The sequence below is a fragment of the Mesobacillus persicus genome, assembly GCF_900109925.1.
Classification (GTDB): domain Bacteria; phylum Bacillota; class Bacilli; order Bacillales; family Cytobacillaceae; genus Mesobacillus_B; species Mesobacillus_B persicus.
Genome location: NZ_FOBW01000014.1, coordinates 102,330 through 127,912 on the forward strand (window position 1 = coordinate 102,330; position 25,583 = coordinate 127,912).

At 43.7% G+C, this 25,583-nt stretch carries 24 protein-coding genes; 2 read left to right on the forward strand and 22 right to left on the reverse strand.

Features of this window, described 5'->3' with window-relative positions:
• Window positions 1-92: 92 nt before the first annotated feature.
• The 4 genes from BMX30_RS17820 to BMX30_RS17835 form a co-directional block, all read right to left on the reverse strand.
• Window positions 93-530 carry a low molecular weight protein arginine phosphatase gene (locus BMX30_RS17820; RefSeq protein ID WP_090748836.1) on the reverse strand — a complete coding sequence of 146 codons (438 nt, stop codon included), beginning with the start codon at window positions 528-530 and terminating at the stop codon, window positions 93-95.
• 199 nt (window positions 531-729) lie between these two features.
• Window positions 730-1,284: a manganese efflux pump MntP gene (locus tag BMX30_RS17825; RefSeq protein ID WP_090748838.1), complete on the reverse strand. Its 555-nt coding sequence runs from the start codon at window positions 1,282-1,284 to the stop codon at window positions 730-732.
• Between the two features lie 492 nt (window positions 1,285-1,776).
• Window positions 1,777-2,826, reverse strand: a complete 1,050-nt coding sequence (locus BMX30_RS17830) for an L-threonylcarbamoyladenylate synthase (RefSeq protein WP_090748840.1) — start codon at window positions 2,824-2,826, stop codon at window positions 1,777-1,779.
• A 208-nt stretch (window positions 2,827-3,034) separates the two neighbouring features.
• Window positions 3,035-3,490, reverse strand: coding sequence for a GNAT family N-acetyltransferase (locus BMX30_RS17835; protein ID WP_090748842.1), 456 nt, complete (start codon window positions 3,488-3,490; stop codon window positions 3,035-3,037).
• A 156-nt stretch (window positions 3,491-3,646) separates the two neighbouring features.
• Here BMX30_RS17835 and BMX30_RS17840 point away from each other — a divergent pair, with 156 nt between their 5' ends.
• On the forward strand, window positions 3,647-3,988 hold the full coding sequence (locus BMX30_RS17840; RefSeq protein WP_090748844.1) for a cupin domain-containing protein: 342 nt from the start codon (window positions 3,647-3,649) through the stop codon (window positions 3,986-3,988).
• Window positions 3,989-4,037: 49 nt separating this feature from the next.
• Here the strand turns inward: BMX30_RS17840 and spoIIR are convergent, their stop codons facing one another.
• The 11 genes from spoIIR to BMX30_RS17895 all read right to left on the reverse strand — a co-directional run bounded on the left by spoIIR (window position 4,038) and on the right by BMX30_RS17895 (window position 15,250).
• Window positions 4,038-4,703, reverse strand: coding sequence for a stage II sporulation protein R (gene spoIIR, locus BMX30_RS17845; protein ID WP_090748846.1), 666 nt, complete (start codon window positions 4,701-4,703; stop codon window positions 4,038-4,040).
• A 198-nt stretch (window positions 4,704-4,901) separates the two neighbouring features.
• The gene (gene prmC, locus BMX30_RS17850; RefSeq protein ID WP_090748848.1) at window positions 4,902-5,765 is read right to left on the reverse strand and encodes a peptide chain release factor N(5)-glutamine methyltransferase; all 864 of its coding nucleotides are present in this window, start codon (window positions 5,763-5,765) and stop codon (window positions 4,902-4,904) included.
• Window positions 5,758-6,831: a peptide chain release factor 1 gene (gene prfA, locus BMX30_RS17855; RefSeq protein ID WP_090748850.1), complete on the reverse strand. Its 1,074-nt coding sequence runs from the start codon at window positions 6,829-6,831 to the stop codon at window positions 5,758-5,760. Before prfA ends, prmC begins: the two co-directional genes overlap by 8 nt.
• 505 nt (window positions 6,832-7,336) lie before the next feature.
• Window positions 7,337-7,957 (reverse strand): thymidine kinase, encoded by a 621-nt coding sequence (locus tag BMX30_RS17860; protein WP_090748852.1) that lies wholly within the window; start codon window positions 7,955-7,957, stop codon window positions 7,337-7,339.
• 218 nt (window positions 7,958-8,175) lie between these two features.
• On the reverse strand, window positions 8,176-8,391 hold the full coding sequence (rpmE, locus tag BMX30_RS17865; RefSeq protein WP_090748854.1) for a 50S ribosomal protein L31: 216 nt from the start codon (window positions 8,389-8,391) through the stop codon (window positions 8,176-8,178).
• Between the two features lie 168 nt (window positions 8,392-8,559).
• On the reverse strand, window positions 8,560-9,834 hold the full coding sequence (rho, locus tag BMX30_RS17870) for a transcription termination factor Rho (protein WP_090748855.1): 1,275 nt from the start codon (window positions 9,832-9,834) through the stop codon (window positions 8,560-8,562).
• Between the two features lie 466 nt (window positions 9,835-10,300).
• Window positions 10,301-11,263 (reverse strand): class II fructose-bisphosphatase, encoded by a 963-nt coding sequence (glpX, locus tag BMX30_RS17875; RefSeq protein WP_090748857.1) that lies wholly within the window; start codon window positions 11,261-11,263, stop codon window positions 10,301-10,303.
• 246 nt (window positions 11,264-11,509) lie between these two features.
• Window positions 11,510-12,796 (reverse strand): UDP-N-acetylglucosamine 1-carboxyvinyltransferase, encoded by a 1,287-nt coding sequence (locus BMX30_RS17880; protein ID WP_090748859.1) that lies wholly within the window; start codon window positions 12,794-12,796, stop codon window positions 11,510-11,512.
• 185 nt (window positions 12,797-12,981) lie between these two features.
• Entirely contained in the window at window positions 12,982-13,629 is a 648-nt protein-coding gene (gene fsa, locus BMX30_RS17885) for a fructose-6-phosphate aldolase (RefSeq protein WP_090748861.1), read from the reverse strand.
• Window positions 13,630-13,720: 91 nt separating this feature from the next.
• Window positions 13,721-14,578, reverse strand: a complete 858-nt coding sequence (locus BMX30_RS17890) for a class II fructose-bisphosphate aldolase (protein WP_090748863.1) — start codon at window positions 14,576-14,578, stop codon at window positions 13,721-13,723.
• Window positions 14,579-14,881: 303 nt separating this feature from the next.
• The gene (locus BMX30_RS17895) at window positions 14,882-15,250 is read right to left on the reverse strand and encodes a response regulator (protein ID WP_090748865.1); all 369 of its coding nucleotides are present in this window, start codon (window positions 15,248-15,250) and stop codon (window positions 14,882-14,884) included.
• Window positions 15,251-15,417: 167 nt separating this feature from the next.
• Between BMX30_RS17895 and BMX30_RS17900 the strand changes: the two genes are divergently transcribed.
• Window positions 15,418-15,936 carry a DUF2529 domain-containing protein gene (locus tag BMX30_RS17900; protein WP_425283777.1) on the forward strand — a complete coding sequence of 173 codons (519 nt, stop codon included), beginning with the start codon at window positions 15,418-15,420 and terminating at the stop codon, window positions 15,934-15,936.
• A gap of 346 nt (window positions 15,937-16,282) precedes the next feature.
• Here BMX30_RS17900 and BMX30_RS17905 read toward each other — a convergent pair whose 3' ends face one another.
• The 7 genes from BMX30_RS17905 to BMX30_RS17935 all read right to left on the reverse strand — a co-directional run.
• A complete protein-coding gene (locus BMX30_RS17905; RefSeq protein ID WP_090748869.1) occupies window positions 16,283-17,884 on the reverse strand; it encodes a CTP synthase in 1,602 nt (533 codons plus the stop codon).
• A 649-nt stretch (window positions 17,885-18,533) separates the two neighbouring features.
• A complete protein-coding gene (rpoE, locus tag BMX30_RS17910) occupies window positions 18,534-19,094 on the reverse strand; it encodes a DNA-directed RNA polymerase subunit delta (RefSeq protein ID WP_342028084.1) in 561 nt (186 codons plus the stop codon).
• A gap of 117 nt (window positions 19,095-19,211) precedes the next feature.
• Window positions 19,212-19,421, reverse strand: coding sequence for a hypothetical protein (locus BMX30_RS17915; RefSeq protein ID WP_090748875.1), 210 nt, complete (start codon window positions 19,419-19,421; stop codon window positions 19,212-19,214).
• Window positions 19,422-20,015: 594 nt separating this feature from the next.
• Window positions 20,016-23,255, reverse strand: a complete 3,240-nt coding sequence (icmF, locus tag BMX30_RS17920) for a fused isobutyryl-CoA mutase/GTPase IcmF (RefSeq protein ID WP_090748877.1) — start codon at window positions 23,253-23,255, stop codon at window positions 20,016-20,018.
• Between the two features lie 10 nt (window positions 23,256-23,265).
• Window positions 23,266-23,904, reverse strand: a complete 639-nt coding sequence (locus tag BMX30_RS17925; protein WP_090748879.1) for a TetR/AcrR family transcriptional regulator — start codon at window positions 23,902-23,904, stop codon at window positions 23,266-23,268.
• A gap of 34 nt (window positions 23,905-23,938) precedes the next feature.
• Window positions 23,939-25,078: an acyl-CoA dehydrogenase gene (locus BMX30_RS17930; protein ID WP_090748881.1), complete on the reverse strand. Its 1,140-nt coding sequence runs from the start codon at window positions 25,076-25,078 to the stop codon at window positions 23,939-23,941.
• 268 nt (window positions 25,079-25,346) lie between these two features.
• Window positions 25,347-25,583, reverse strand: a 237-nt coding sequence (locus tag BMX30_RS17935; protein WP_280139984.1) for a group II intron maturase-specific domain-containing protein, incomplete at its 5' end; no start/stop codon positions are given.

Consider the following 25,583-nt stretch of genomic DNA (forward strand, 5'->3'; position numbering starts at 1 on the left):
AGGGGACCCGAATTTTCCGGGTAGAATTCTACCGTTATTCTCTCACAATCCCCTTAAAATAAAAAGATTCCTTAAATCAAATCCCCGAAAATCTATTTGGTCCATTTTGGCTCTGCTTTATCAATAGCTTCCTTAATCCCCGCAAAAGCCGCTCGATAAAGGTCTATGCTACCGCCATAAGGGTCGGCGATGTCTCGAGCAGAATCACCTGCAAACTCACTTAACGTAAACGTTTTTTTCGCTGCTTGTGGAAAGAAACTTAAAACCGCATCTTTGTGACTGGCTGTCATCGTCAGAATGATTGTCGCCCACTCGACTTCTTTTACCGATAGCTGTGTGGATTTGTGATCTAAATTAATGTCGTTTTCGTTTAATACTTTTTCTGCATTCACAGAGGCAGCACTTCCATCAGCAGCGAAAACCCCTGCCGACTTTACCTCAATATCAGGTATGTTCTTACTTTTTAAAACCGCCTCCGCCATCGGACTGCGGCAGGTATTTCCTGTACAGACAAATAGGATTCGATTCATTTGGCCAGCCTCCTTTTTTAATCCATTTATATTATTATACTTTTAAAAGATGAAAATCAGTAAAAAAGAGACACCTTAAATTCCTAAGGTGTCTAAAATGCATCTCCATCAGTATGTAATCATCTAAATAAACAACCTTTTCTTAATCCCATACTAACAGACATCCTCTCCTCATAAAACCAATTTGCCTATTTACCTTCTAGAGGGGAATCAATAATTTTAAGCCAAAGGCGAGCAGTATTCCACCGCCGAGCGCTTCGCTGTATTTACCGAGCCAGCCCTGCACCCTTCGTCCAAGCAGGAGACCTGCCCAAGTCAAGACGGTTGCTGCAACCCCAAAGCAGGTAAGAACTATTAGCGTTTTTGCCCCGTAAATCCCAAGGGTCAACCCCGCTGAAAAGCTATCAAGACTCACCCCGAAAGCAAACACTAGTAGGCCTTTCCCAACTGGTGCAATAAGCGATTCTTCCTCTTGTTTAAAACTAGATCGGACCATTTGAATACCCAAAAATATCAGCAGACCCCCCCCAAGGTAGGTAGCGATTGCGCCAAACTGTTCCGATAAAAAACGCCCGCCAATCATCCCGACCAGCGGCATCCAGACATGAAAAAAGCCAATCATGATTCCTATTTTAAATATTTGCCTTAACGTCAAGTTAAACATTCCCATGCCGAGACCGACAGAAAAGGCATCCATTCCTAGCGCAAAGGCCATCAAGATTAGTGTTACGACTTCTCCGATCACTGCTTCCATATTCTAGCCTCCCTGGACACATACGTGGACTTGCTATATCAACATATGCACGCCATTTGGGGTTTAGAAGCACAACTAATCTTGTTCGTTGGTGCCAACAGTTTCCTGAGAGAATTCTTATTTTAAAAGGCATATAGCCCTGCTCTTACCGACCTGGTTTGAGCAAATAGAAGATTTTTACTCATTTCCACATTTATTAAAAAAAATTCTGTGTTAAACACGGCTGGTAATTTCCGCTCCAGGCACTCGCTTTCCGCGGGCGTGCCGGGGAGCCTCCTCGGCGCTTAAGCGCCTGTGGGGTCTCCCCTGTCCCGTGCATCCCGCAGGACATTGATTAACTTCCTCGAATATGCCCACGCACGAGAAAATGCGCATTTCATTTTCGAGGAGTCGAGTGCCTTCCGCTCCAATCACCAGTTTGTGAAAAATAAAATGTCCTTTAAAACAGCCACTAAAAAAGAAACTGACCCCTACCAGTCAGTTCCTACCTCTTTATTCCGCCACTTCTATAATCGGAAAACCCGATGCCTTTGTCAGCCGGTTCATTATGGCCACGCCGACGCCTGTTTCCGGAAAGATTTCGCCAAATATGATGTCTACATCGCTTTCATTAAATGCGCGCAAAGTATCATATAATGCTTCGGCGACTGTTTCTAGCTGGGCGCGACGTCCGCATGGAAAAATAACATCTGCCTGGTAGCTATGTTGGTTTTCCTCGGTCGTCATCACGCCTACCTTCAAACCCTCTCCCCGCTTCTCATCCACTAACTTCTGAATATCACTGGCGTCACCATTCACCAAATAGAGTGGGGCATTCGGGGCATAATGACGGTACTTCATCCCAGGGGATTTCGGCGCCTGTTTCGAATCCGTTAAAGCCGGATCCGTTAACACCTCACCAACAACTAGCTCCAACTGTTCCTTTGTCACACCACCTGGCCGTAAAATCACGGGTGTTTCCCCGGTACAATCGACAACTGTTGATTCAACTCCAACTCCTGTTGGCCCGCCATCGACAATCCCAGCAATGCGCCCATCCAAATCATCCTGCACATGGCGTGCGGTTGTCGGACTAGGTCGGCCTGATACATTCGCACTTGGAGCCGCAATTGGCAGACCCGAAGCTTCAATCAAAGCCAATGCAACCGGATGATTAGGCATCCGGACCGCTACTGTGGATAACCCCGCTGTCGCCAGCTCCGAAAGTTTCCCGACCTTTTTATCTAAAATAATCGTAAGCGGCCCCGGCCAGAAGGCAGCCATTAACTTTTCCGCCGTTTCTGGTATTTCGCGAACAATTTCCGCGAGTTGGTTCAGATTGGCAATATGAATGATTAACGGGTTATCACTCGGACGCCCCTTTGCTGCAAAAATTCTCGCGACCGCCTCATCACTTTCGGCATTCCCACCAAGGCCATAAACCGTTTCTGTAGGCAAAGCGACCACTTCATTTTCCGTCAAAATTCTCGCTGCTTCGACAATTTGTGGATATGTTATTAACCTATCCACACTTTTATCCACTTTCCACAATCTTGTTAACATAGTTGTCCACCTTTTATACCTGGGACGATTGTCCTCAAATTAGTTCTATTTTCCCTTTATAACAGGGATACGGAAAGTAATTTCTATGAAAGTATAAAAGAAGAACTCAATGATGACAAGTTTTTATCCACAAATTGTGTATAAAAAGGTCCATTCCGTGGATAACTTTTCTTAGCTATCCACATTTTCTCCCAGCCTTCTCCACAAACTAAGAGTTATCCACATTCCCAACTGGCATTTTCATGATAATCGAGTTATCCACACTGGATACCTGTTCAAAATGTCGATTATTGTAAAGGGCCGGCGGAATATCGTCCACTGTTATAAACCCAATTTTATTAAAAAAGGAAACCGCAGTTTCTTTATTTGTCACAAGGTAAAGGGAATCTAGCTTTTTGCTTTCAGCAATTTTAATGACGCGATCAAATAAGAGTAAAATCTGAACCTGTGTCGTTCCTTCAGACAGGACAAACGAACGAAGCATGCCGACGCCATTCACCGGTTCTATCCCAATACACGCCTTTAAAGCCCCACTTTTTGTTTCTAATAGAGAATAATAATCAATCGAATCCGCGACTCCTTCAGCATTTACGTTTGCTTCTAATAGAAAGGACTCTAATCTTTTAATATCCTTACTTTCCGCCTTGCGAATCGTTTCTTCCATTTTTCCACCCCATTTTTGAATTCTAGTATATGTTTATGGGTAATGTAGAAAAGTAGAACCAATAATCTATTTGTTTCAACCGTGATTGCACTCACATTCTTTTTTCCACAATCAGTTTATACTAATACTAGATTCTACTAAATGGAGGGAATCCTAATGGAAAAACAAACTTTAAACCAATATCAAGAATTCAGCGAAGAAAGATTTACAAAACGGATTGTTTTCAAAAAAGGTGACAGCACCGTTTTCTTACTAAATTTCTTACCAGGCCAAGAGTTACCACCACACGCTCACCCAGGCAGCGAAGTGTTTATTCAAATGATGCAAGGCGCGGGCACGTTTACCGTTGACGGCGAAGAGGTTGTCCTCGGCCAAAATGAAGTGATTCATTGTAGCGATCAAGAAAAAATGGCTTTTAAAAACACAGGAACTGAACCTGTTTCGCTTTATGTGATGCTTAGTAAAATTCCTGATGAGCGGTTTGCAGAAGATCTATAAAACCTACTAAAGAGCGTGACTCATTTTTACTTGAGCCACGCTCTTTATTTTAACCAAAAATCTTATTCCATATATCTACTAGGAAGAATCGGACTTCGACCGGCTCTTCATCCTGCTCCTCATATAGCGGTGCTTGTTCTTCACTGCTCGCTACTTCAGCAACCTCTTCTTCGCCTTCAGCTGGTTTCCCGTCTTCAAACCCTTTGCTTGTTGCTTCGCCGTTTGAAAAGTCTAGAAAACATAGTGGCGGGAATAATACGCACCACCAGTTAGATCCTGTTCCTTCGCCAAGTGTGATGAGGACAGCCTCGTACTCACCAGCTGGATATAAAAATTGTCCGTAAAGTTTGGTTGGAAAACTAACTTTATTGAACTCGGCTTTTACCGATTGATTACTTCCATGTTCGGCAACCACTTCTTCAGCAATCTTCTGTAGCTCCGGAATCCCTTCTTTGATTACAGTTCTCGCTTCATCTAGTGATACCAACTCTTCTACCCATTTTGTGATCTCCGCATTAACTGCGTCTCTCACCTTGCGCTTAATTTCCTGGTCTTCCTTAGAGTCGCTATCAGCCAAGATTCTCAACCGAATCGCCTCATTTGGAATCACCTGTGGATCCTGTGATGTCGCCTCTGTCGTTGGCATATATAAATTTAAAATAGTAGCAGCACATAATAAAATAATATAAAGTTCAGCAAGTAATTTTTGTTTCATTTTCTAGCACCATCCCTTCACTAGTCACAGTGTGGACAGATTGCTAGATTCTTAAACTATTAAATTTTGAATTTGTTTTAAAAAATTTGGTTTTCCCAGAAATCCGGTTTTAAAGCTTGGATCTTTTTACCGGCTTCCTGAACAATCAACGACCCGATGTCTGGCCTAAACCACATCCTGGTCGCTGACCGTGTTCTCTTACCCCTCAATTTCCGCAAATACCATCCGGTCCTTGCCATTGATATCGTTAACGACTTCAATCTTCGCTCCAGGAAAGGCCTGCTTCAACAGCTCTGAAACGGCTTCTCCCTGGCCAAAGCCAATCTCAAACCCAACCAATGCCTTTTCTTTTAAAACTAGCGGGAGCTCGTCCATAAACCGTCGGTACAAATCAAGGCCATCTTCTCCGGCGAACAGGGCGAGATGGGGCTCGTGTTCGGTGACAACCTCCGACATCGACACTTGATCACTCACTGGGATGTACGGAGGATTTGAAATGATGGCATCAAACTTTTTCCCCGATTGAATCAACGGGGCAAGCAAATCACCTTTGACAAATTCAATTTCGGCCCCAAGCTTTGCCGCATTGCTCTTCGCTGTTTCCAATGCTGCTTCAGAAAGGTCAGTGGCGGTCACGCTCAGCTCAGGTTTTTCTAATTTTAACGTCACCGAAATCGCACCGCTTCCTGTTCCAATGTCAGCTAGTTCAAGTCCAACCTGACTATCAAACATCGAATTCAAACGATTTAAAGTTCCATAAATTAGTTCCTCAGTTTCCGGACGCGGAATCAATACTGAAGGATTCACATCAAACTCTCGACCATAAAACTCCTGTGAACCGATGATATATTGAACGGGTACTCCCTGTTCATGCTGGTGAATTGCTTCCTTAAAAGCCAACCAGACTTCCGGCTTTAACTCTTCGCGTAGTTCTGATAAAAGCTTTGCCCGACTCATCCCGGTAAAATGGCGTAAGAGAAGTTCACCAACGTTTTCATCCCGCTGCTTTTCTTCTAAAAAAGACGAAGCCCAGTTTAGGGCTTCGTAGATTTTTTTACTCATTGGATGCTTCCTCTAGACGATTAGACTGATCTTCCATAATCAAAGCTTCGATGATTTCATCTAGTTTCCCTTGGAGGATTTGGTCTAGTTTTTGAATCGTTAACCCGATACGGTGGTCGGTGACGCGGTTTTGCGGGAAGTTATACGTACGAATCCGCTCCGAACGGTCACCCGTTCCAACAGCAGATTTACGTACGGAATCGTATTCCGCTTGAGCTTCCTGCTGGAATTTATCATACACACGCGCACGTAATACCTTCATCGCTTTGTCTTTATTTTTATGCTGGGATTTCTCATCCTGGATGGAAACGACTATTCCTGTTGGAATATGCGTCAAGCGCACCGCCGACATCGTCGTGTTAACGCTCTGTCCGCCGGCACCACTAGAAGCAAAGGCATCAAAGCGAATATCTTTGTCATGTAGCTCGATTTCAACTTCTTCTGCTTCTGGAAGGCAAGCTACTGTTGCTGTTGAAGTATGAATTCGGCCACCAGATTCAGTTTCTGGCACACGCTGAACGCGGTGAGCACCATTTTCAAACTTCATTTTTGAATAAGCACCAGCGCCATTGATCATAAAAATAATTTCTTTAAAGCCGCCAACTCCTGTTGAGTTAGCCTCCATTACTTCTACTTTCCAACCTTGGCTTTCGGCAAAACGGCTGTACATGCGGTATAAATCACCAGCGAACAATGCCGCCTCATCTCCACCTGCTGCGCCGCGGATTTCCATGATAACGTTTTTGTCATCATTCGGGTCCTTAGGAATGAGAAGAAGCTTTAAGCGTGCTTCAAGACCTTCAATTTGATCCTCGAGCTCAGAGATTTCTTCCTTCACCATTTCGCGCATTTCAGCATCCAGCTTATCCTCAAGCATGGCCTTTGCATCTTGGAACTGTTCTTTTGCATCTTTGTATTCACGATAAACATCGACAGTCTCTTGAATATCAGACTGTTCCTTTGAAAATTCACGAAGCTTTTTTGGGTCATTCACAATTTCAGGGTCACTTAAAAGCTCATTCAGCCTTTCATAGCGATCCTCAACAGCTTGAAGACGATCAAACAAAGTCATTCACCTCATATTTTATATATTAAAAAGGTACATATATCGTACGTTTTATTCCTATTATCATTTTTACCCATAACTACTTAATTATAGTATAGGGAGATGAAAGCGTCAAAATCAAATTAACTCGGATAGGTTCACTTGACACGTTCTTATTGGCTGCGTTAAACGCGGCTGTTGATTTCCGCTCCAGGCACTTCGCTTTCCGCGGGCTGAACAAGGCGCTTCCGCTTTTCTTTCTCCTCGTCGCTTTGCTCCTGTGGGGTCTCCCCTGGCCTTGCACTCCCGCAGGACTTTGAATAGCTTCCTTGAATAGGCCCACGCACGAGAAAATGTGCAGTTCATTTTCGAGGAGTCTTCGTGCCTTCCGCTCCAATCAACGTTGTAAAAAATAGAATAGCCTCGTTAAATGAAAACGATCCCTAAACATGCTCCGTTACACTTAATCTACTTAAATAAATAAAAAACCAGCTTCCCTAATAAAAGAAGCTGGTTTTTCATCTATTTAAGTCAGGCTATCGGTTTTAGGAGTGATTTCCTGTTCGCGTGGTACTTTTGGCACTTCGTGATGGTGACGGCAACGGGGCTCGTACGATTCTGAGGCGCCGACGAGGATAACAGGATCATGATAAGAGGCCGGTTCTCCGTTGATGAGACGCTGCGTACGGCTTGCAGGTGATCCGCAGACTGCACATACAGCTTGAAGCTTCGTCACTTGTTCGGCTACCGCCATTAGCGCTGGCATTTGGCCGAATGGTTCGCCTCGGAAGTCTTGGTCTAGACCAGCAACAATCACACGGTGACCACTATTGGCAAGGTGTTGAACGACCTGAACAATTTCATCATCAAAAAATTGGACTTCATCAATGGCTATGACTTCGATTTCAGAGTTAATATGCTGGAAAATGTCAGTTGAATTCGCAACCGGTTTCGCCATTACGGATGTTCCATTATGGGATACGACTGCTTCTTCACTGTAACGATTATCAATTAACGGTTTAAAAACAGCAAGTTTTTGTTTCGCAAATTGGGTTCTTCTGACTCGGCGAATCAATTCCTCTGATTTGCCGGAAAACATGCTGCCGCAGATTAATTCAATCCAGCCGCTGTGCTTCATCACATACATAGAGACGGCCTCTCCTTCCTAGCTATCACGATTTCATTTTATTTTTTATCGTTCCTATAATGAACGTTTATTATTTTATTGGCTCTGTTAAACAGGTATGTTGATTTCCATTACAATCAACGGTAACAAACAAAAATGCCCTTTAATAGAGCTATTTTTTTCGAAATAAAAAGCAGGCAAGGTAGTGTTGCTTCTTGCCTGCTTTTTTAATTTGTCTATTACTGTTGTACGTCGTTCTTAAGACCGTACTTCTTGTTGAAGCGGTCTACACGTCCACCAGCCTCAGCGAATTTTTGACGCCCTGTGTAGAACGGATGGCACTCAGAGCAAGTTTCAACGCGAATCTCTTGCTTTACTGAACCCGTTTCAAAAGTGTTTCCGCATGCGCAAGAAACAGTGATTGTCTTGTAGTTTGGATGAATTCCAGTTCTCATTCCTTTTCATCTCCTTTTGCCCTGAATCATTTGCTGAAACAGAGTTATATTGTAGGGGCCATATCGACACCTTAGAGTTTGAAAAAACACACTGTTGTCATTATAGCAAGGCTATACTAATTTATCAAGCTTGTTTTTACCACAATAATTTCCATCAGAGAAATCCGATTACAGCGCCCGTTTATTACCAGCCTTAATTTCCTCAGCTAAGATTGCAAAAAACTCTTCGTTTGATTTCGTCTGCTTCAACTTGCGAAGGAATTTCTCCGAAAAGTCCGGCGAATCGGTTAGCGATTTACGGATTGCCCAAAGCTTGTCAAGATTTGGTTTCGGAATAAGCAGCTCTTCCTTCCGCGTCCCAGAGCGACGAATATCAAGCGCTGGGAAGATTCGTCTTTCTGCAAGTGAGCGATCAAGATGCAGTTCCATATTCCCTGTTCCCTTGAACTCTTCATAAATGACGTCATCCATACGAGAACCTGTTTCGACAAGCGCCGTCGCTAGAATCGTCAAGCTACCGCCCTCTTCAATATTACGGGCCGCACCGAAGAAACGCTTTGGACGATGGAACGCTGCCGGGTCAATCCCCCCTGAAAGTGTTCGACCACTTGGCGGAATAACAAGGTTATAAGCACGTGCTAGACGTGTAATACTGTCCATAAGGATGATAACATCACGCTTATGTTCAACAAGGCGCATCGCTCGTTCAAGCACAAGCTCAGCCACCTTAATATGGTTCTCTGGAACTTCATCAAAAGTCGAGCTCACCACATCACCCGCAACAGAGCGCTCGATGTCGGTAACTTCCTCAGGTCGTTCGTCGATCAGCAACACAATCAATTCGGCTTCTGGATGATTCGTCGTAATGCTGTTGGCGATTTCTTTGATCAGCATCGTTTTCCCAGCCTTAGGCGGAGCAACAATCAAACCACGCTGCCCAAAACCAACAGGTGCCAGCAAGTCCATAATCCGTGTTGAAATATGCTTAGGCGTTGTTTCAAGCTTCATTTGGCGGTCTGGATAGAGTGGCGTAAGACCTGGGAAGTGAACTCGTTCTTTCGCAGTTTCTGGGTCATCTCCGTTAACCAGTTCAACTTGAAGCAAACCGAAATAGCGTTCATTTTCCTTTGGAGGACGTACTTTACCAGAGACTTTATCCCCGTTCCGAAGATCAAAACGACGGATTTGTGAAGCTGAGATATAAATATCCTCAGAGCTTGGCGAGTAATTAATTGGACGTAGGAAACCGAAACCTTCCGATTGGATGATTTCTAGGACACCTTCCATAAAAAAGTAACCCTGACGCTCAGCTCTAGCTTTTAAAATTGCAAAAATCAGTTCTTTTTTAGACAACTTGCTGTAATATGAAACTTTATATTCACGGGCAAGCTCGTACAGTTCTTTTAATTTCATATTTTCTAAACTTGAAATATTGACTTCCATATCGTCACCACACTTAAATAGTATTTCGATTTCCTGTCCATAAAAATTGTAAAAAAACGAATATGAGTACACTTACTATGGATGGAAAAAGAAGAAAAGAGTTTCCACTGAAGGATGTAAAGAAGGATTGATGAAAAGCAGTCGATCGAAGATCCTTTTTTATAAAAATAATGTTAATTGTACCTTATCTTTGCATGTAGAAGCAATTAAAACTTTCCAAATTTTGACGCTCCTTTTTGACGGGTTGTTAAAAAGGAGCATCATCTTGAGGACATAGGAAATTATCTTTGCATTGTTAACACGTTGATTTCCGCTCCAGGCACTCGCTTTCCGCGGGCGTGCCGGGGAGCCTCCTCGGCGCTTACAGCGCCTGTGGGGTCTCCCCTGCCCCGTACTCCCGCAGGAGTCGAGTGCCTTCCGCTCCAATCAAGATCCAGCAAATGTCAACCGTATCCTTAAAATTCAATTATTTAATCACAAGGTTCGGCTTTTTGTTTAGGCTGTGCTGGCCTTCGATGAAGCGGAGTGTTCCTGATTTGGCACGCATGACGATGGAGTGGGTTGTTGCTACGTTGCCTTTGTATTGAACGCCCTTTAACATTTCACCGTCTGTTATTCCGGTTGCAGCAAAGATGGCGTCGTCGCCTTTAACGAGATCCTCCATCAACAAGACCTTTGTTACGTCGATGCCCATTTTAATGCAACGCTCTGCTTCGGCATCGTTTTGTGGGACAAGTCTTCCTTGGATTTCGCCACCCATGCATTTTAACGCAATCGCAGATAGCACTCCTTCAGGTGCGCCGCCTGTTCCAAACAAGATATCAACGCCAGTAAAATCAAAGGCGGTGTTGATTGCTCCGGCAACGTCTCCGTCATCAATCAACTTGATTCTTGCACCTGCTTCGCGTATTTGTTGAATGATGTGTCCATGACGGTCTCGATTTAAAACCGTCGCAACGACATCTTCCATATCTTTATTTTTCGCTTTCGCAACCGCTTTTAAGTTATCTAACACGGAGGCGCGGATATCGATTAATCCAACAGCTTCTGGCCCGACAGCGATTTTTTCCATATACATATCTGGTGCATTAAGGAGATTCCCATGATCAGCAATTCCCAATACAGCTAGTGCGTTCCAGCCACCAGATGCCACAATATTTGTTCCTTCGACAGGATCCACCGCCACATCGACACGTGGTCCATATCCTGTCCCAAGTTTTTCACCAATATAAAGCATCGGTGCTTCGTCCATTTCCCCTTCACCAATGACGACAGTCCCTTTCATGGGAACTGTATCAAACACATCCCTCATTGCTGAGGTCGCTGCTCCATCGGCCTCGTCTTTTTTGCCGCGGCCCATCCAACGAGCGGATGCTAGTGCAGCTGCTTCGGTTACGCGAACAAGCTCCATTGATAAACTTCTTTCCATCGGTTTCTCCCCTCATTCTCTTTTTTAAAGGCTAGCGTTAAACGTGGTTGTTGATTTGCGCTCCAGGCACTCGCTTTCCGCGGGCGTGCCGGGGAGCCTCCTCGGCGCTTGAGGCGCCTGCGGGGTCTCCCCTGCCCCGTACTCCCGCAGGAGTCGAGTGCCTTCCGCTACAATCAACAATGTTCTTTAACATAGCCTATAGAAACCCAGACTTGTTTCTCTTTATATAAAAAACTCAATACCGATTTAAGCGTTTTTCATTTGTTCCATTTCTTCTTTGGTCATTTTTTCGCGCCAGGCTGTTGCTCCGAGGCCGTTTAGCTTTTCGATTAGATGGCTGTAGCCGCGGTCGATATGTTCAAGCCCGGTGATTTCGGTTACGCCCTCAGCAATGAGTCCAGCAATGACGAGCGCAGCTCCTGCACGGAGGTCACTTGCTTTTACCTTTGCCCCTTGAAGCTGAATGGGACCATTGATGATGGCGGAACGGCCTTCGACTTTAATATTGGCATTCATTCTTCTTAGCTCATCGATATGCTTAAACCGAGCCCCGTAAATTGTATCTGTGACAACGCTTGAACCTTCTGCCTTTGTTAATAGCGAGGTGAATGGCTGTTGCAGGTCCGTTGGAAAACCTGGGTAGACTAATGTTTTGATATCAACAGACTTATAGTGTTCCGTTGGTCCAACAAACACTTGGTCATCCTTTGTTTCGACATGGACACCCATTTCTTTAAGCTTGGCAATCAATGACTCGAGGTGAAGCGGAATGACATTATCAATGAGAATTCCTTGGCCGACAGCAGCTGCCAAAATCATGTACGTTCCGGCTTCAATCCGGTCAGGAATAATCGTATGACGGCAGCCGTGAAGCTTGTCTACTCCATCAATCCGGATCACATCCGTTCCGGCGCCTTTGATTTTCGCTCCCATATTAGATAGAAGCGTAGCAACATCAATGATTTCCGGCTCCTTCGCCGCATTTTCTATAATCGTCTGGCCTTTCGCACGAACAGCAGCAAGCATGATGTTAATGGTCGCACCGACACTAACAACATCTAAGTAAATTCGAGCGCCACGTAATTCATCGGCACGGAGATAAATCGCTCCCTGCTCATTTGTTACCTTTGCACCAAGAGCTTCAAAGCCTTTGATATGTTGATCAATTGGTCTTGGTCCTAAATGGCACCCGCCTGGCAACCCGATGACCGCTTTTTTGAAGCGACCGAGCATGGCCCCCATAAGATAATAGGAAGCTCGCAGTTTTTTTACTTTTCCATTCGGCAAAGGCATGGAGATCATGGAAGAGGGATCAACCGTCATTTCATTGTCTGAGAAAGTTGCGGGCCCACCGATTTCCTGAAGCAAGTCCTTTAAAATATGGACATCAGAAATATCCGGTAAACCTTCAATCGTAACAGGGGATTCAGCCAAAATCGTCGCGGGAATCAACGCGACCGCACTGTTTTTCGCCCCGCTAATACGCACCGTTCCCTTTAATGGGTATCCACCTGCAATTTTAAGCTTTTCCATTTTTGACTCCCTTCTAAGCCGTGATGTAGATTCTAACTTCCATGCACAAAGGCTTGTCCCCAACTAAGACAACCCTCATTCACTTACATTATGCATTATTTACAAAGAAAGATGAAAATATAATAGTCCGGATGATTCCTATGGTTTTATCATACATTATAAATGAAGTAAACGTTTAAAAATCTTTATTTAGAGCGTTTTTCCCAATCTGCCAAGAATGCTTCAATTCCTTTGTCAGTCAAAGGATGATTAAATAGCTGCATTAATACCTTATAAGGGATGGTTGCAATATGTGCTCCTTGTAGAGCGGCGTCAGTTACATGTTGAGGATGGCGAATCGATGCGGCAATGATTTCGGTTTCAATTCCGTGGATCGCAAAGATTTCGGCAATCGTTGAAACTAAATCCATTCCGTTGTGACCAATATCATCTAGTCTACCAATGAATGGGGATACATATGTAGCTCCTGCTCTTGCAGCAAGCAAGGCCTGGTTGGCACTGAAAATGAGGGTCACATTCGTTTTAATTCCCTCTTTTGCAAATGTCGAAACGGCTTTTAAACCATCTGGAGTCATCGGAACTTTAATCGTGATGTTTGGAGCAATGGCAGCTAGTTCTCGGCCTTCTTTAATCATTCCCTCGGCATCAAGCGCAATCACCTCGGCGCTAACGGATCCAGATACCAACTCGGTAATTTCCTTCAAACGGTCAGGGAAACTAATATTCTTCTCCTTTGCTACGAGGGATGGATTTGTTGTTACCCCTGCTACTAACCCAAGAGCATATGCATCGCGAATTTCTTCCATATTGGCTGTATCAATAAAAAATTTCATAATAAAGCGCCTCCATTCGACATAATTTTCAGTTAGCTTTAAATGAAGCAAAACCGCCTTTTTTAAAAGGCGGTTTCACCTGTAAAGATCTTTATGCTTTTTGAGAAGAACCAAATTCGCGCATTTTGCCGATTACGGTTTTCTTGATTGTTTCACGCATTGGTCCTAAGAATTTACGTGGATCGTAAACTTCAGTATCTGCAGCCAATACTTCACGAACTGTTTTCGTAGAAGAAATTTGGTTTTCAGTGTTTACATTGATTTTTGCTGTTCCAAAAGAGATAGACTTCTGGATGTCAGCTGTTGGGATACCTGTTCCACCATGAAGAACTAGAGGTACACCAGCAATTTTATTGATAGCTTCCATTTCCTTGAATCCAAGGTTTGGCTCGCCCTTGTAAGGTCCGTGAACAGAACCAAGTGCTGGAGCTAGGCAGTCAATACCAGTACGCTCAACAAGCTCTTTACACTCGTCAACGTCTGCATAGATAACACCTTCAGCAATTACATCATCTTCTTGGCCACCAACAGTTCCAAGTTCTGCTTCAACAGAAACACCCTTAGAATGTGCATATTCAACTACTTTTGAAGTCGTTTCAATGTTTTGCTCGAACGGATCATGTGAAGCATCAATCATAACGGAAGTAAATCCAGCGTCGATTGCTTCTTTACATTTATCAAAGCTTGAACCATGGTCAAGGTGAATCGCAACAGGAACAGTAATTTTATAATCCTCAAGAAGACCTTCAACCATTTTAACTACAGTTTTGAAGCCCCCGATATAACGAGCAGCACCCTCAGATACTCCAAGGATTACTGGAGATTTTTCTTCTTCAGCCGCTTGCAGGATTGCTTGAGTATACTCAAGGTTATTTATGTTGAATTGACCAACTGCATACCCTTCAGCGTTTGCTTTTTTTAGCATTTCTGTCATTGAAACTAAAGGCATATTATTTTCCTCCTTCATTAGATCGTCACACGTAATGACTAGACTTCCATTTAAGGTTACCCTCTATACTCTTGATTATGTACATGTTGTCAAAACGGTCATGATCTTGTGGAATTCATTAGTTATCATAACAAAACATCAACATAATTACCATTGCCCACGCTGTATTTTTACAGGGTTTTATAAAAAATTCACAAGCAAGCGCTACCACTATTTTCACTAGTCTGAATACGGGTTGTTTGGAAGAAAAACCCGCTCAAAAATTGACTGAGCGGGCTTTGGTTTTTTATGTATTATTAAAATCTACTGTGCCACTTGAGCATACTTTTTGACTGCGGAACGAATATCATCAATGTCAAATGGTTTGGCAAAATGAGTCAAAGCTCCTAAATCCATCGCTTGCTGAATCATGTCGAGCTCTCCATATGCGGTCATAATGATGACACGGATATCCTCTTCAATGACTTTCATTCTTTTTAAAATTTCAATTCCATCCATCCCCGGAATTTTCATATCCAATAGGACGAGGTCTGGCGAATGTTTCTGCATGATTTCAAGTGCCTGTACGCCATTGGCTGCTTGAAAAGTTTCATAGCCTTCTTTTTGCAGCACTTCATTAAGCAAGATGCGAATTCCAAACTGATCGTCAACAATCAATATTTTTTGTTTCATGCCGCTTTCCCCCAAAAATAGTTAAATATTTGTATTTATTAAGGTATTAACTTCGCTTTCTTTATCGAAAATCCTGCACTCTTCTATTAAAACTTTTTACCCTCTTATTTTACCTTACACTTTTTAATGATTATAATCATTACTTGGAGGCGATTTTTTTGTTAAAAATGTTCACAACCCAAGTTACCGGTCTTTTCAATCGATTGCTCGAAAAAGAGGAATTTGCCATAGAAGATAGTGCTCGACTTCTCGCCCAAGCTGCTGCTGGAGAAGGAAGCATTTATATTTATGGCAGCGCAGAAATGAACGCTATTCCTTATGAGGCAACTGAAGGCGCAGAACCCTTAAACGGAGCGGTTCGTTTACAATCAGCCGAGCAAGTTTCCAAGCTTACCCCTGCTGACCGCGTCCTAATTTTTGCCCGCCAATCCACAGACACTGAAGCTGTTGCGATTGCTGAAGAGCTCATAAAAAAAGACCTATCCTTCGTAGCAGTTTCAACCATAATAGATGACGGTGGGCTCGATGCATTAGCAGATGTTCACATTGATTTGAGGATTAAGAAAGGAATGCTTCCTGACGAGAACGGGGAGCGCTTTGGTCAACCCACCTCAATGGCCGCATTGTTTATTTATTATGGTATCAAGTTTACCATTGATGAGATGATGGCGGAGTATGAGGAATAAGTTGCTTCTTACTATTTAAGAAGTACATATTAAATAGAGGCAGAACCGTTTATCAAAAGATAACGTTTCTGCCTTTATATTTTCTACTACACTGTTGATTGGAGCGGAAGGTGCTTGACTCCTCGAAAATGAACTGCACATTTTCTCGTGCGTGGGCCTATTCAAGGAAGCCATTCAATGTCCTGCGGGAGCAGCGGGACAGGTAAGACCCCGCAGGAGCGCAAGCGACGAGGAGGCTTAGCGCCCGCCCCGCGGAAAGCAAGCGCCTGGAGCGGAAAGCAACAGCCCCCGTTAAAGGAGTAAGCAAAAACAACCCCATCCTAAGATGGAGTTGTCAGGTAAGTAATTATTTTTTATTCTTCAACGATGCTTCCACAAAGTCTCTGAATAATGGTTGTGGACGAGTTGGTCTTGACTTGAATTCTGGGTGGAATTGACAAGCGACGAACCATGGGTGATCTTGAATTTCAACAATTTCAACTAGGCGGCCATCTGGGCTTGTCCCAGAGAAGATGAACCCGACCTCTTCTAATTGCTGACGATATTCGTTATTGAACTCGTAACGATGACGATGACGCTCATAAACAACTGTTTCGCCGTATGCTTGTGCCGCTTTTGAACCTTCAATTAACTTACAAGGATAAAGGCCAAGACGCAAAGTTCCACCAAGGTCTTCGATATCCTTTTGTTCTGGTAAAAGATCGATAATTGGATATGGAGTTTCTGGCTTGATTTCAGCAGAATGTGCTCCCTCAAGCTTCACTACGTTTTGAGCAAACTCAACAGTCGCTAACTGCATGCCAAGACAGATTCCGAAGAACGGTACCTTTTGTTCACGCGCATATTGGGTTGCAAATAACTTCCCATCAATACCGCGATCTCCAAATCCACCAGGAACAAGAATTCCATCGGCATCTTTCAGCAATTCAGCAACATTTTCACCTGTTACTTCTTCTGAATTGACCCATTTAATATCAATGTCACTATCAAACGCATATCCGGCATGACGTAGGGATTCGACAACGGAAATATAAGCATCTTGAAGCTCAACGTATTTACCTACAAGAGCAATTTTCGTTGTTTTCTTTAAGTTTTGAACCTTATCAACAAGCTCTTTCCACTCGGTCATATCCGCATCTGTGCACTGTAATTGCAAGTGATTGCAGACAATTTGGTCAAGATGTTGACTCTGTAGGTCAAGCGGAATGCTGTACAATGTTTCCGCATCCTGACATTCAATGACCGCTTCTTTTTCAATATCACAGAACAAGGCAATTTTATCTTTCATATCTTGTGAAATTGGCATTTCTGTACGTAGAACGATCGCATTTGGTTGGATCCCAAGGCTGCGAAGTTCTTTTACACTATGCTGTGTTGGCTTTGTTTTTAACTCGCCAGCAGCTTTAATATAAGGAACAAGTGTACAGTGTATGTACATTACATTGCGGTTGCCGATGTCACTTTTAATCTGACGGATGGCCTCAAGAAATGGCAGTGATTCGATATCCCCAACCGTTCCACCAATTTCGGTAATAACAACATCTGCATTGGTTTCTTTCCCCGCACGAAATACCTTGTCTTTGATTTCGTTTGTAATATGTGGAATAACCTGAACCGTTCCTCCTAGATAGTCGCCTCGACGTTCCTTTTTAAGAACTGTTGAGTACACCTTTCCAGTTGTCACGTTTGAGTACTTATTTAAGTTGATATCAATAAAACGCTCATAGTGTCCAAGGTCTAGATCCGTTTCAGCGCCGTCATCGGTTACGAAAACTTCACCGTGCTGGTATGGGCTCATCGTCCCTGGGTCAACATTGATGTACGGGTCAAACTTTTGAATCGTTACTTTTAATCCTCTGTTTTTTAATAAGCGGCCAAGGGAAGCTGCTGTAATCCCTTTTCCAAGTGACGAGACAACGCCGCCGGTTACGAAAATATACTTTGTCATGATGGTCCCCCTCTTTTCCAACTAGTTTGTGCTAGTTGGAAACTTTTCATTGATTTTAAAAACATTTCGTACGATAGTGTTCAACTTCCATCAGTGGTGAGTTCTTCCACCACTAATCTTGATTGAACGGGTTGGGTCTTTGCGGACACAGTTTGTCCGCTAACTCTTCGTAAAAAAGAGAAACGCCTCGTTTAAAAGGCGGTATGAGTGCAGAAAAATTCTTATCCCATTAATTTTTTTATAGGCTGTGTTAAACGTTGTTGATTTCCACTACAGGCACTTCGCTTTCCGCGGGCAGTCCGGGAGCCTCCTCGTCGCTTTGCTCCTGTGGGGTTAATTGGTCCCTCATACGGACCAATTCAACCTAGGTCTCCCTTGGCCTTGCACTCCCGCAGGACACTGAATGGCTTCCTCGAATATGCCCACGCACGAGAAAATGTGCAGTTCATTTTCGAGGAGTCTTCGTGCCTTCCGTTCCAATCAACGGTATGTAAACTCAACCTTTTCCTTTAACACCGTAAAAAAACAAAAAAAACGCCCCGCATACAAAACGTATGGGGAGCGTTTTTCGCTAATTATAAGACCGTTCCTTTTTTAAGGAGCCCAAAAACGATATTACATGCGAGCGTGCGAAAAGTCAAGAAGTTCGTTACTTCTCTTCTTCCTCGTCGAAATCTTCCTCTTCGTCATCGTCATCAAGCTCTTCTTCATCTAATTCTAGCTCTTCTTCATCTTCGACCAAGTCATCATCTTCATCGAAATCTTCTTCCTCATCGAGGTCATCATCCAAATCTTCATCATCTAGAAGATCATCATCATCTTCGTCATCGAAATCGTCGTAGTCCTCGTCTTCGATTTCATCAAAGCCTTCCACAACTTCCTCTTCAACAGCCTTTTTCTTCGCCTTCTTTTTACGAGGTTTTACAGGGGTAACTACTTCCTCTTCCGCTTGATCAACTGGATACCAAACGCGTAAGCCCCAACGGTTTTCACCAAGACTTAAATATCGGCCATCTATGTTTATGTCAGTGTAAAACTGCACGACTTGTTCAGATGCTTCTGTTTCTTTCACACCAAGCAAAGTAGAAATTTCTTTTACTAGTTCTTTGAAAGAAACCGCTTGTTTTTTCTCTTCTAAAAGTTCAAATGCTATTTCGATCCAAGACATTTCATTAAGGTCTTCTTTTGAGTATTTTTTTAAACTCAACACTTGCACTTCCTTTCTCTATTCACGCTCTTAGACGAGCGATAAACCCGAAATATGGAAAATCTACCAAAAGCATATTCTTCATTATAAACAATTTTAACCTGTTTATGCCAGCCTAATCTATTGTTCTCCCGCTTTTTTATATGACTTTTCTTTCGTTTTCTTTATTTGTTCCTCATTTCCTTCCTTTTTTCTCAAAAGTCTAGCAGCTAGAATAAAAAAGAGAATCGATAACATAAAGAAAGAAATAGCCCCTAATTGGGCTTGATATAAATAATATAAAGCGGCGATTACAGCGCCCACAAGAGCAATGATTGATAAGATTCTCACTAAATTCACATCCCTAAGGAATTCAAAAAATTATGTATATATACATTATATAATACTCCCGTACAATCTATAAGCTAAAGTTTGCCCCAAAGGCTGTTTTTGCAAGCCCCTTCCTCATAAAGATAACCATCTTACCTAGGTAAACTCCAGTTAGGTCCAAAAAAAATCATGGATGTTTTTTTGGATAACTAGCTAAAGTCAAATAAGGGGAGATTTTACCGTTAAATGAAAATTAGCGTTCATTTTGGGGTAAATAAGGGGAGTTTTTCCCCTTATACAAAGAAAAATCAGCTATTTCTAAGGTTTCTAGTCAAATAAGCGGAATCTCTCCCTCTATTTAAGCAAATTTCAGTGCAATTTACTATTTAAGGGGAATTTCTCCCTCTATTTATCAGATCACAATTCCCTAACAGATAAAAGCGAACTCTCAAGGTCCCAGAAGGCCGAAGATTACTGATTATATCGAAACCAGATACCTAGTATTCAGCTATTCAGCTTAAGAACAACAAAGTTCGCAAAAGAACCAAAACCAAAAAGGCTCGTAGGATTCCTACAAGCCAAATTCTGGATGGTGCCTGGCACCTGGTAAATTTCTTACATATTTCTACGGTATTGACCGCCGACTTCGTAGAGGGCTCGAGTGATTTGGCCGAGGCTGGCGTATTTTACGGTTTCCATGAGCTCGGCAAAGATATTGCCGCCGCTGACGGCTGTTTGCTTTAAGCGGGTTAGAGCTTCCTCACCGCCATTGGCATTCCGCGCTTTAAACGAATTTAAATTCGTTATTTGCAGCTCTTTCTCTTCCTTCGTTGCCCGCGCCAACTCCATATTGTCGACCATGTCCTCTGAAGGAGGATTTGGATTCAAATACGTGTTCACGCCGATAATCGGCAATTCTCCTGTATGCTTTTTCATTTCGTAATGCATCGATTCATCTTGAATCTTGCCGCGCTGATACTGCGTCTCCATTGCACCGAGCACGCCGCCGCGATCATTGATTCGTTCGAATTCCTGTAACACAGCTTCTTCGACTAAATCGGTAAGTTCCTCAATAATAAACGCACCTTGCAATGGATTTTCATTCTTCGTCAAGCCATGCTCTTTGGTAATAATCATTTGAATCGCCATCGCGCGCCGAACAGAATCTTCCGTCGGAGTCGTAATTGCTTCGTCATAGGCGTTCGTATGAAGTGAATTACAATTATCTTGCAAGGCCATTAACGCCTGTAGCGTCGTACGGATATCATTAAAATCGATTTCCTGAGCATGCAACGATCTCCCACTTGTCTGCACATGGTACTTCAGCTTTTGGCTGCGCTCATTCGCCCCATATTTATTTTTCATAACAGTCGCCCAAATCCGGCGGGCCACACGGCCAATCACGGTATACTCTGGGTCAAGACCATTGGAGAAGAAGAAACTTAAGTTTGGCGCGAAGTCATCGATATTCATGCCACGGCTTAAATAATATTCCACATACGTAAAGCCGTTTGACAACGTAAACGCCAATTGTGAAATTGGATTTGCTCCTGCTTCGGCAATATGGTAGCCGGAGATTGAAACTGAGTAATAGTTACGCACCTTATAATCAATGAAATACTGCTGAATATCCCCCATCATTCTTAACGCAAACTCTGTTGAGAAGATACATGTGTTTTGTCCTTGATCTTCTTTTAAAATATCAGCCTGAACCGTGCCACGCACTGTGCTCAATGTCCACGCCTTCACTTCCAAATACTCATCATCGGTTAACTTGCGGCCAAGCTCTGCTTCCTTCCGCTCCACTTGCTGCTGCACCGCCGTGTTCATAAACATCGCAAGGATGATTGGAGCTGGTCCATTGATTGTCATCGAGACAGAGGTAGACGGGGCGCACAGGTCAAAGCCCGCATAAAGCTTTTTCATATCATCTAACGTACAAACACTTACACCACTTTCGCCGACTTTACCGTAAATATCTGGTCGATAATCCGGGTCTTCGCCGTAAAGCGTGACCGAATCAAACGCCGTGCTTAAGCGCTTCGCGGAATCGTCCTTTGATAGATAATGGAAACGACGATTCGTTCGTTCCGGTGTACCCTCCCCAGCGAACTGGCGCTTCGGATCCTCTCCTTCACGTTTAAAAGGAAAGACTCCTGCAGTGTATGGGAACGAACCAGGGACATTTTCAAGATAGACCCATCGTAAAATTTCCCCGTAATCCTTGTAGCGCGGCAAGCTCACCTTCGGAATCGACAATCCAGACAAACTTGTCGTCCGAAGCTCCGTCACGATTTCCTTGTCGCGAATTTTCGTTACAAACTTATCAGCAGCATACTTCTCTTTTAATTCCGCCCAGCCTGATAAAATCTTTCTCGACTCTGGAGATAAACGCTGTTCTACATCTGCTTTTAACGACTCAAGCGAGGCAACAACCTCAGCCCCAAGTACCTCCTGCTCGTTAACCGCTTCAATCGATCCCTCAAGCTGGAACAATCGTCGCGCCAATTCTGCTTGCTCAGTCGCATGACGATGATGCCCGCGAACGGCCTCAGTAATTTCTCTTAAATAATAACGACGGTCATTCGGAATAATGACATTTTGCTTCTCGACTAACGCATCCGTGGAAAAACTCGTCGTCCAATCCGAACCGGTCTTTGCATTAATTTTATCAACAAGCGCCGCGAACAACGCGTTCGTACCTGGGTCGTTGAACTGGCTCGCAATTGTCCCATAAACCGGCATTGAATCAAGGTCTTTGTCAAACAACAGATGGCTGCGCTGGTACTGCTTCTGCACTTGACGCAACGCATCTTCTGAACCTTTGCGCTCAAATTTATTGATAACAATCAAGTCAGCAAAATCAATCATATCGATTTTCTCTAACTGAGAAGGCGCACCGAATTCACTTGTCATTATATACATCGAAACATCGCAGACATCGGTGATTCCCGCGTCCCCTTGACCAATCCCGCTCGTCTCCACAATCACAAGATCAAATCCCGCTGCTTTTGTAACCGAAATCGCATCTTGGATGGCGAGGGACAACTCTGACCTTGCCTTCCTAGTAGCAAGACTGCGCATATACACGCGCGGTGAGAAGATTGCATTCATACGGATTCGGTCGCCAAGCAAGGCGCCACCCGTTTTTTGCTTGGTTGGATCGACGGATAAAATCGCGACCCGTTTTTCAGGAATTTCATTTAAAAACCTTCGAATTAACTCATCGGTGAGGGAGCTTTTTCCAGCGCCACCTGTTCCGGTGATCCCTACAACCGGAACATCCTTGCCTAAGGATTTCACCTTTTCTAAAACTGATGCTGCGATTCCCATCTCCCCAACTTCTTGTTCAGCAAGAGTGATCATTTTCGCTACCGTCAATACATCCCCAGTTGGTAGCTTCTCTAAGTCACACTTCTCCACAGTGGAGAAATCGCATTCTTTAATCATTTGCTGAATCATGCCTTCAAGGCCGAGCAAGCGTCCATCTTCTGGTGAAAAGATCCTTGCGATCCCGTATTCATGAAGTTCTTTTATTTCCCTCGGAATAATCACTCCGCCGCCCCCGCCATAAATACGGATATGTGATGCCCCACGCTCTTGGAGAAGATCATACATATATTTAAAATATTCCACATGCCCGCCTTGATAGGAAGATATCGCGATTCCTTGAGCATCTTCCTGAATAGCGGCATTCACTACTTCTTCAACCGAGCGGTTATGACCAAGATGAATGACTTCTGCTCCATTTGCTTGCAAAATTCGCCGCATAATATTAATTGACGCGTCATGGCCGTCAAAAAGACTTGAAGCTGTCACAAAGCGAATATGGTTCTTCGTTTTAACCGAACTCATCCTTCTCCCCCTATTCCTTCGTCGATCTTTCTCCCTGTACTCCGTAAAAAAGCAAATCTAGCTGCATGTCAATGTATTCCTCAAGTGTATAAGCCTTCTGTAAAGCCCAGCGGCGGAACGCCCACATTTGTCCTTCGACAAAAATATTGTGGGCAATGAGTTTGATCTGTTTTTCATCGAGAGTAAGCTCGCCATTTTTCACACAGTTCTCAATGACATCCTCAAACATTCCGACCATCTGAATCTCTTTATTTAACACATAAGGGAGGGCATCCTTGGTGAGCGATTTTGCTTCTTGATACATCACTAACACCTCATCCTGCATCTCCGCCATTTGTCGGAAATAGTACGCAATGCTGCTCTTAAGGCTGGCGACAGTCCCTTGATTGGTATCAAGGTCCTTTTGGAGCCGTTCCCTGATTTGATCGTACATGCGATCGACAACGAGGTATAAAATATCCTCCTTGCTGCGGATATACTCATACAGTGTTCCGATGCTAAAACCCGCCGCACGGGCAATCTCTCTCGTTGTCGTCCGGTGAAACCCTTTTTGTTTAAAAAGAGTCACCGCCCCCTTGATCATCTGGTCCCGCCTTTTCATCACCAGGCGTTCATCTTTTACCGAGGCCTGCACTTCACGCCGAGTCATCCACTCCCCCCTTTCCCAGACTATCCGACTCTGCTTACTTCGTTAGCATTCTTGAAATAACTAGACGTTGAATTTCCTGTGTGCCTTCATAGATTTGGGTGATTTTTGCATCACGCATAAACCGCTCGACTGGATATTCCTTTGTATAGCCATACCCACCAAATACCTGAACCGCCTCAGTTGTCACCTTCATCGCCGTGTCTCCAGCTAATAACTTCGACATTGCTGATTCTTTTCCGTAAGGAAGTCCTTCAGATTCTAACCATGCTGCTTGATAAGTTAAAAGACGAGAAGCTTCCACTTGTGTCGCCATATCTGCTAGCTTAAAACCAACTCCCTGTTGCTGAGCGATTGGCTTGCCAAACTGAACGCGTTCCTTCGCATAATCAACCGCAGCATCAAGGGCACCTTGAGCAATTCCGACTGCTTGAGCCGCAATTCCGTTCCGGCCACCATCAAGTGTCATCATCGCAATTTTAAAGCCTTCGCCTACTTCACCAAGAATATTTTCCTTTGGTACGCGGCAATCTTCAAAAATGATTTCCGTTGTTGGTGATGAACGTATTCCCATTTTCTTTTCCTTCTTACCAACGGAGAATCCTGGGAAGTCACTTTCAACGATAAACGCCGTCGTGCCTTTATGCTTGTTTTCAGGATCTGTTAACGCGAATACAACATAAATATCGGCTTCGCCACCATTGGTGATAAAAATCTTCGAGCCATTTAAAATATAATCGTCGCCGTCAAGACGTGCTATCGTTCTCATGCCACCTGCATCGGAGCCGCTTCCAGGCTCAGTTAAGCCGTAGGCACCCATTTTCTTGCCTTGAGCCATTGGCTTGAGGTACTTTTGCTTTTGTTCTTCATTCCCGAATTTGAAGATCGGCCAACCTGCTAGTGAAGTATGTGCAGACAAAGTTACCCCTGTTGAAGCGCATACTCGAGAAAGCTCTTCCACCGCGATGCAGTATGCGAGGTAATCACTGCCGATTCCACCATACTGTTCTGGCCATGGAATGCCCGTTAACCCTAGTTCCGCCATCTTTTCGAAAATCCCGCGGTCAAAGCGCTCTTCCTCATCACGTTCAGCTGCTGTCGGTGCTACTTCGTTTCTTGCAAAGTCGCGTACCATTTTTCGAATCATTTCATGTTCTTCAGATAGTTTGAAATTCATAGTTTTCTCCTCCGTTTATGCTAGTTTTATTGCTGGTTTTTTTAAAATAGGCTGTGTTAAACGTGGTTGTTGATTTCCGCTCCAGGCACTTCGCTTTCCGCGGGCAGTCCGGGAGCCTCCTCGTCGCTTCGCTCCTGTGGGGTCTCCCCTGGCCTTGCACTCCCGGTCGAGTAAGCGGGAACTTGTTTTCTAGTATAGATAATAAGTTCCTCACTCCTCACAGAACCGTGCGTGCGGTACTATCGCACACGGCTCTTCCTATCATCATTCACAGAATATAGTTAATATTTTTCTTCAAATCATATATGTTTACTTTAATTCTGGGTCTAGGCAACGGATATTTACTAAGGAATAAATTAAATTTATCCCAACTGAACGATTTCCTTTGGCTTCTTCTATTCATCCATTTGAACAATATCCGCTTAATGCTGTCTAAGAAGTTCGCCACTTCCTGTAAATTGTCCGTGATACAGTAGTAGTTATAGTAACCTTTGAGGGACCGATT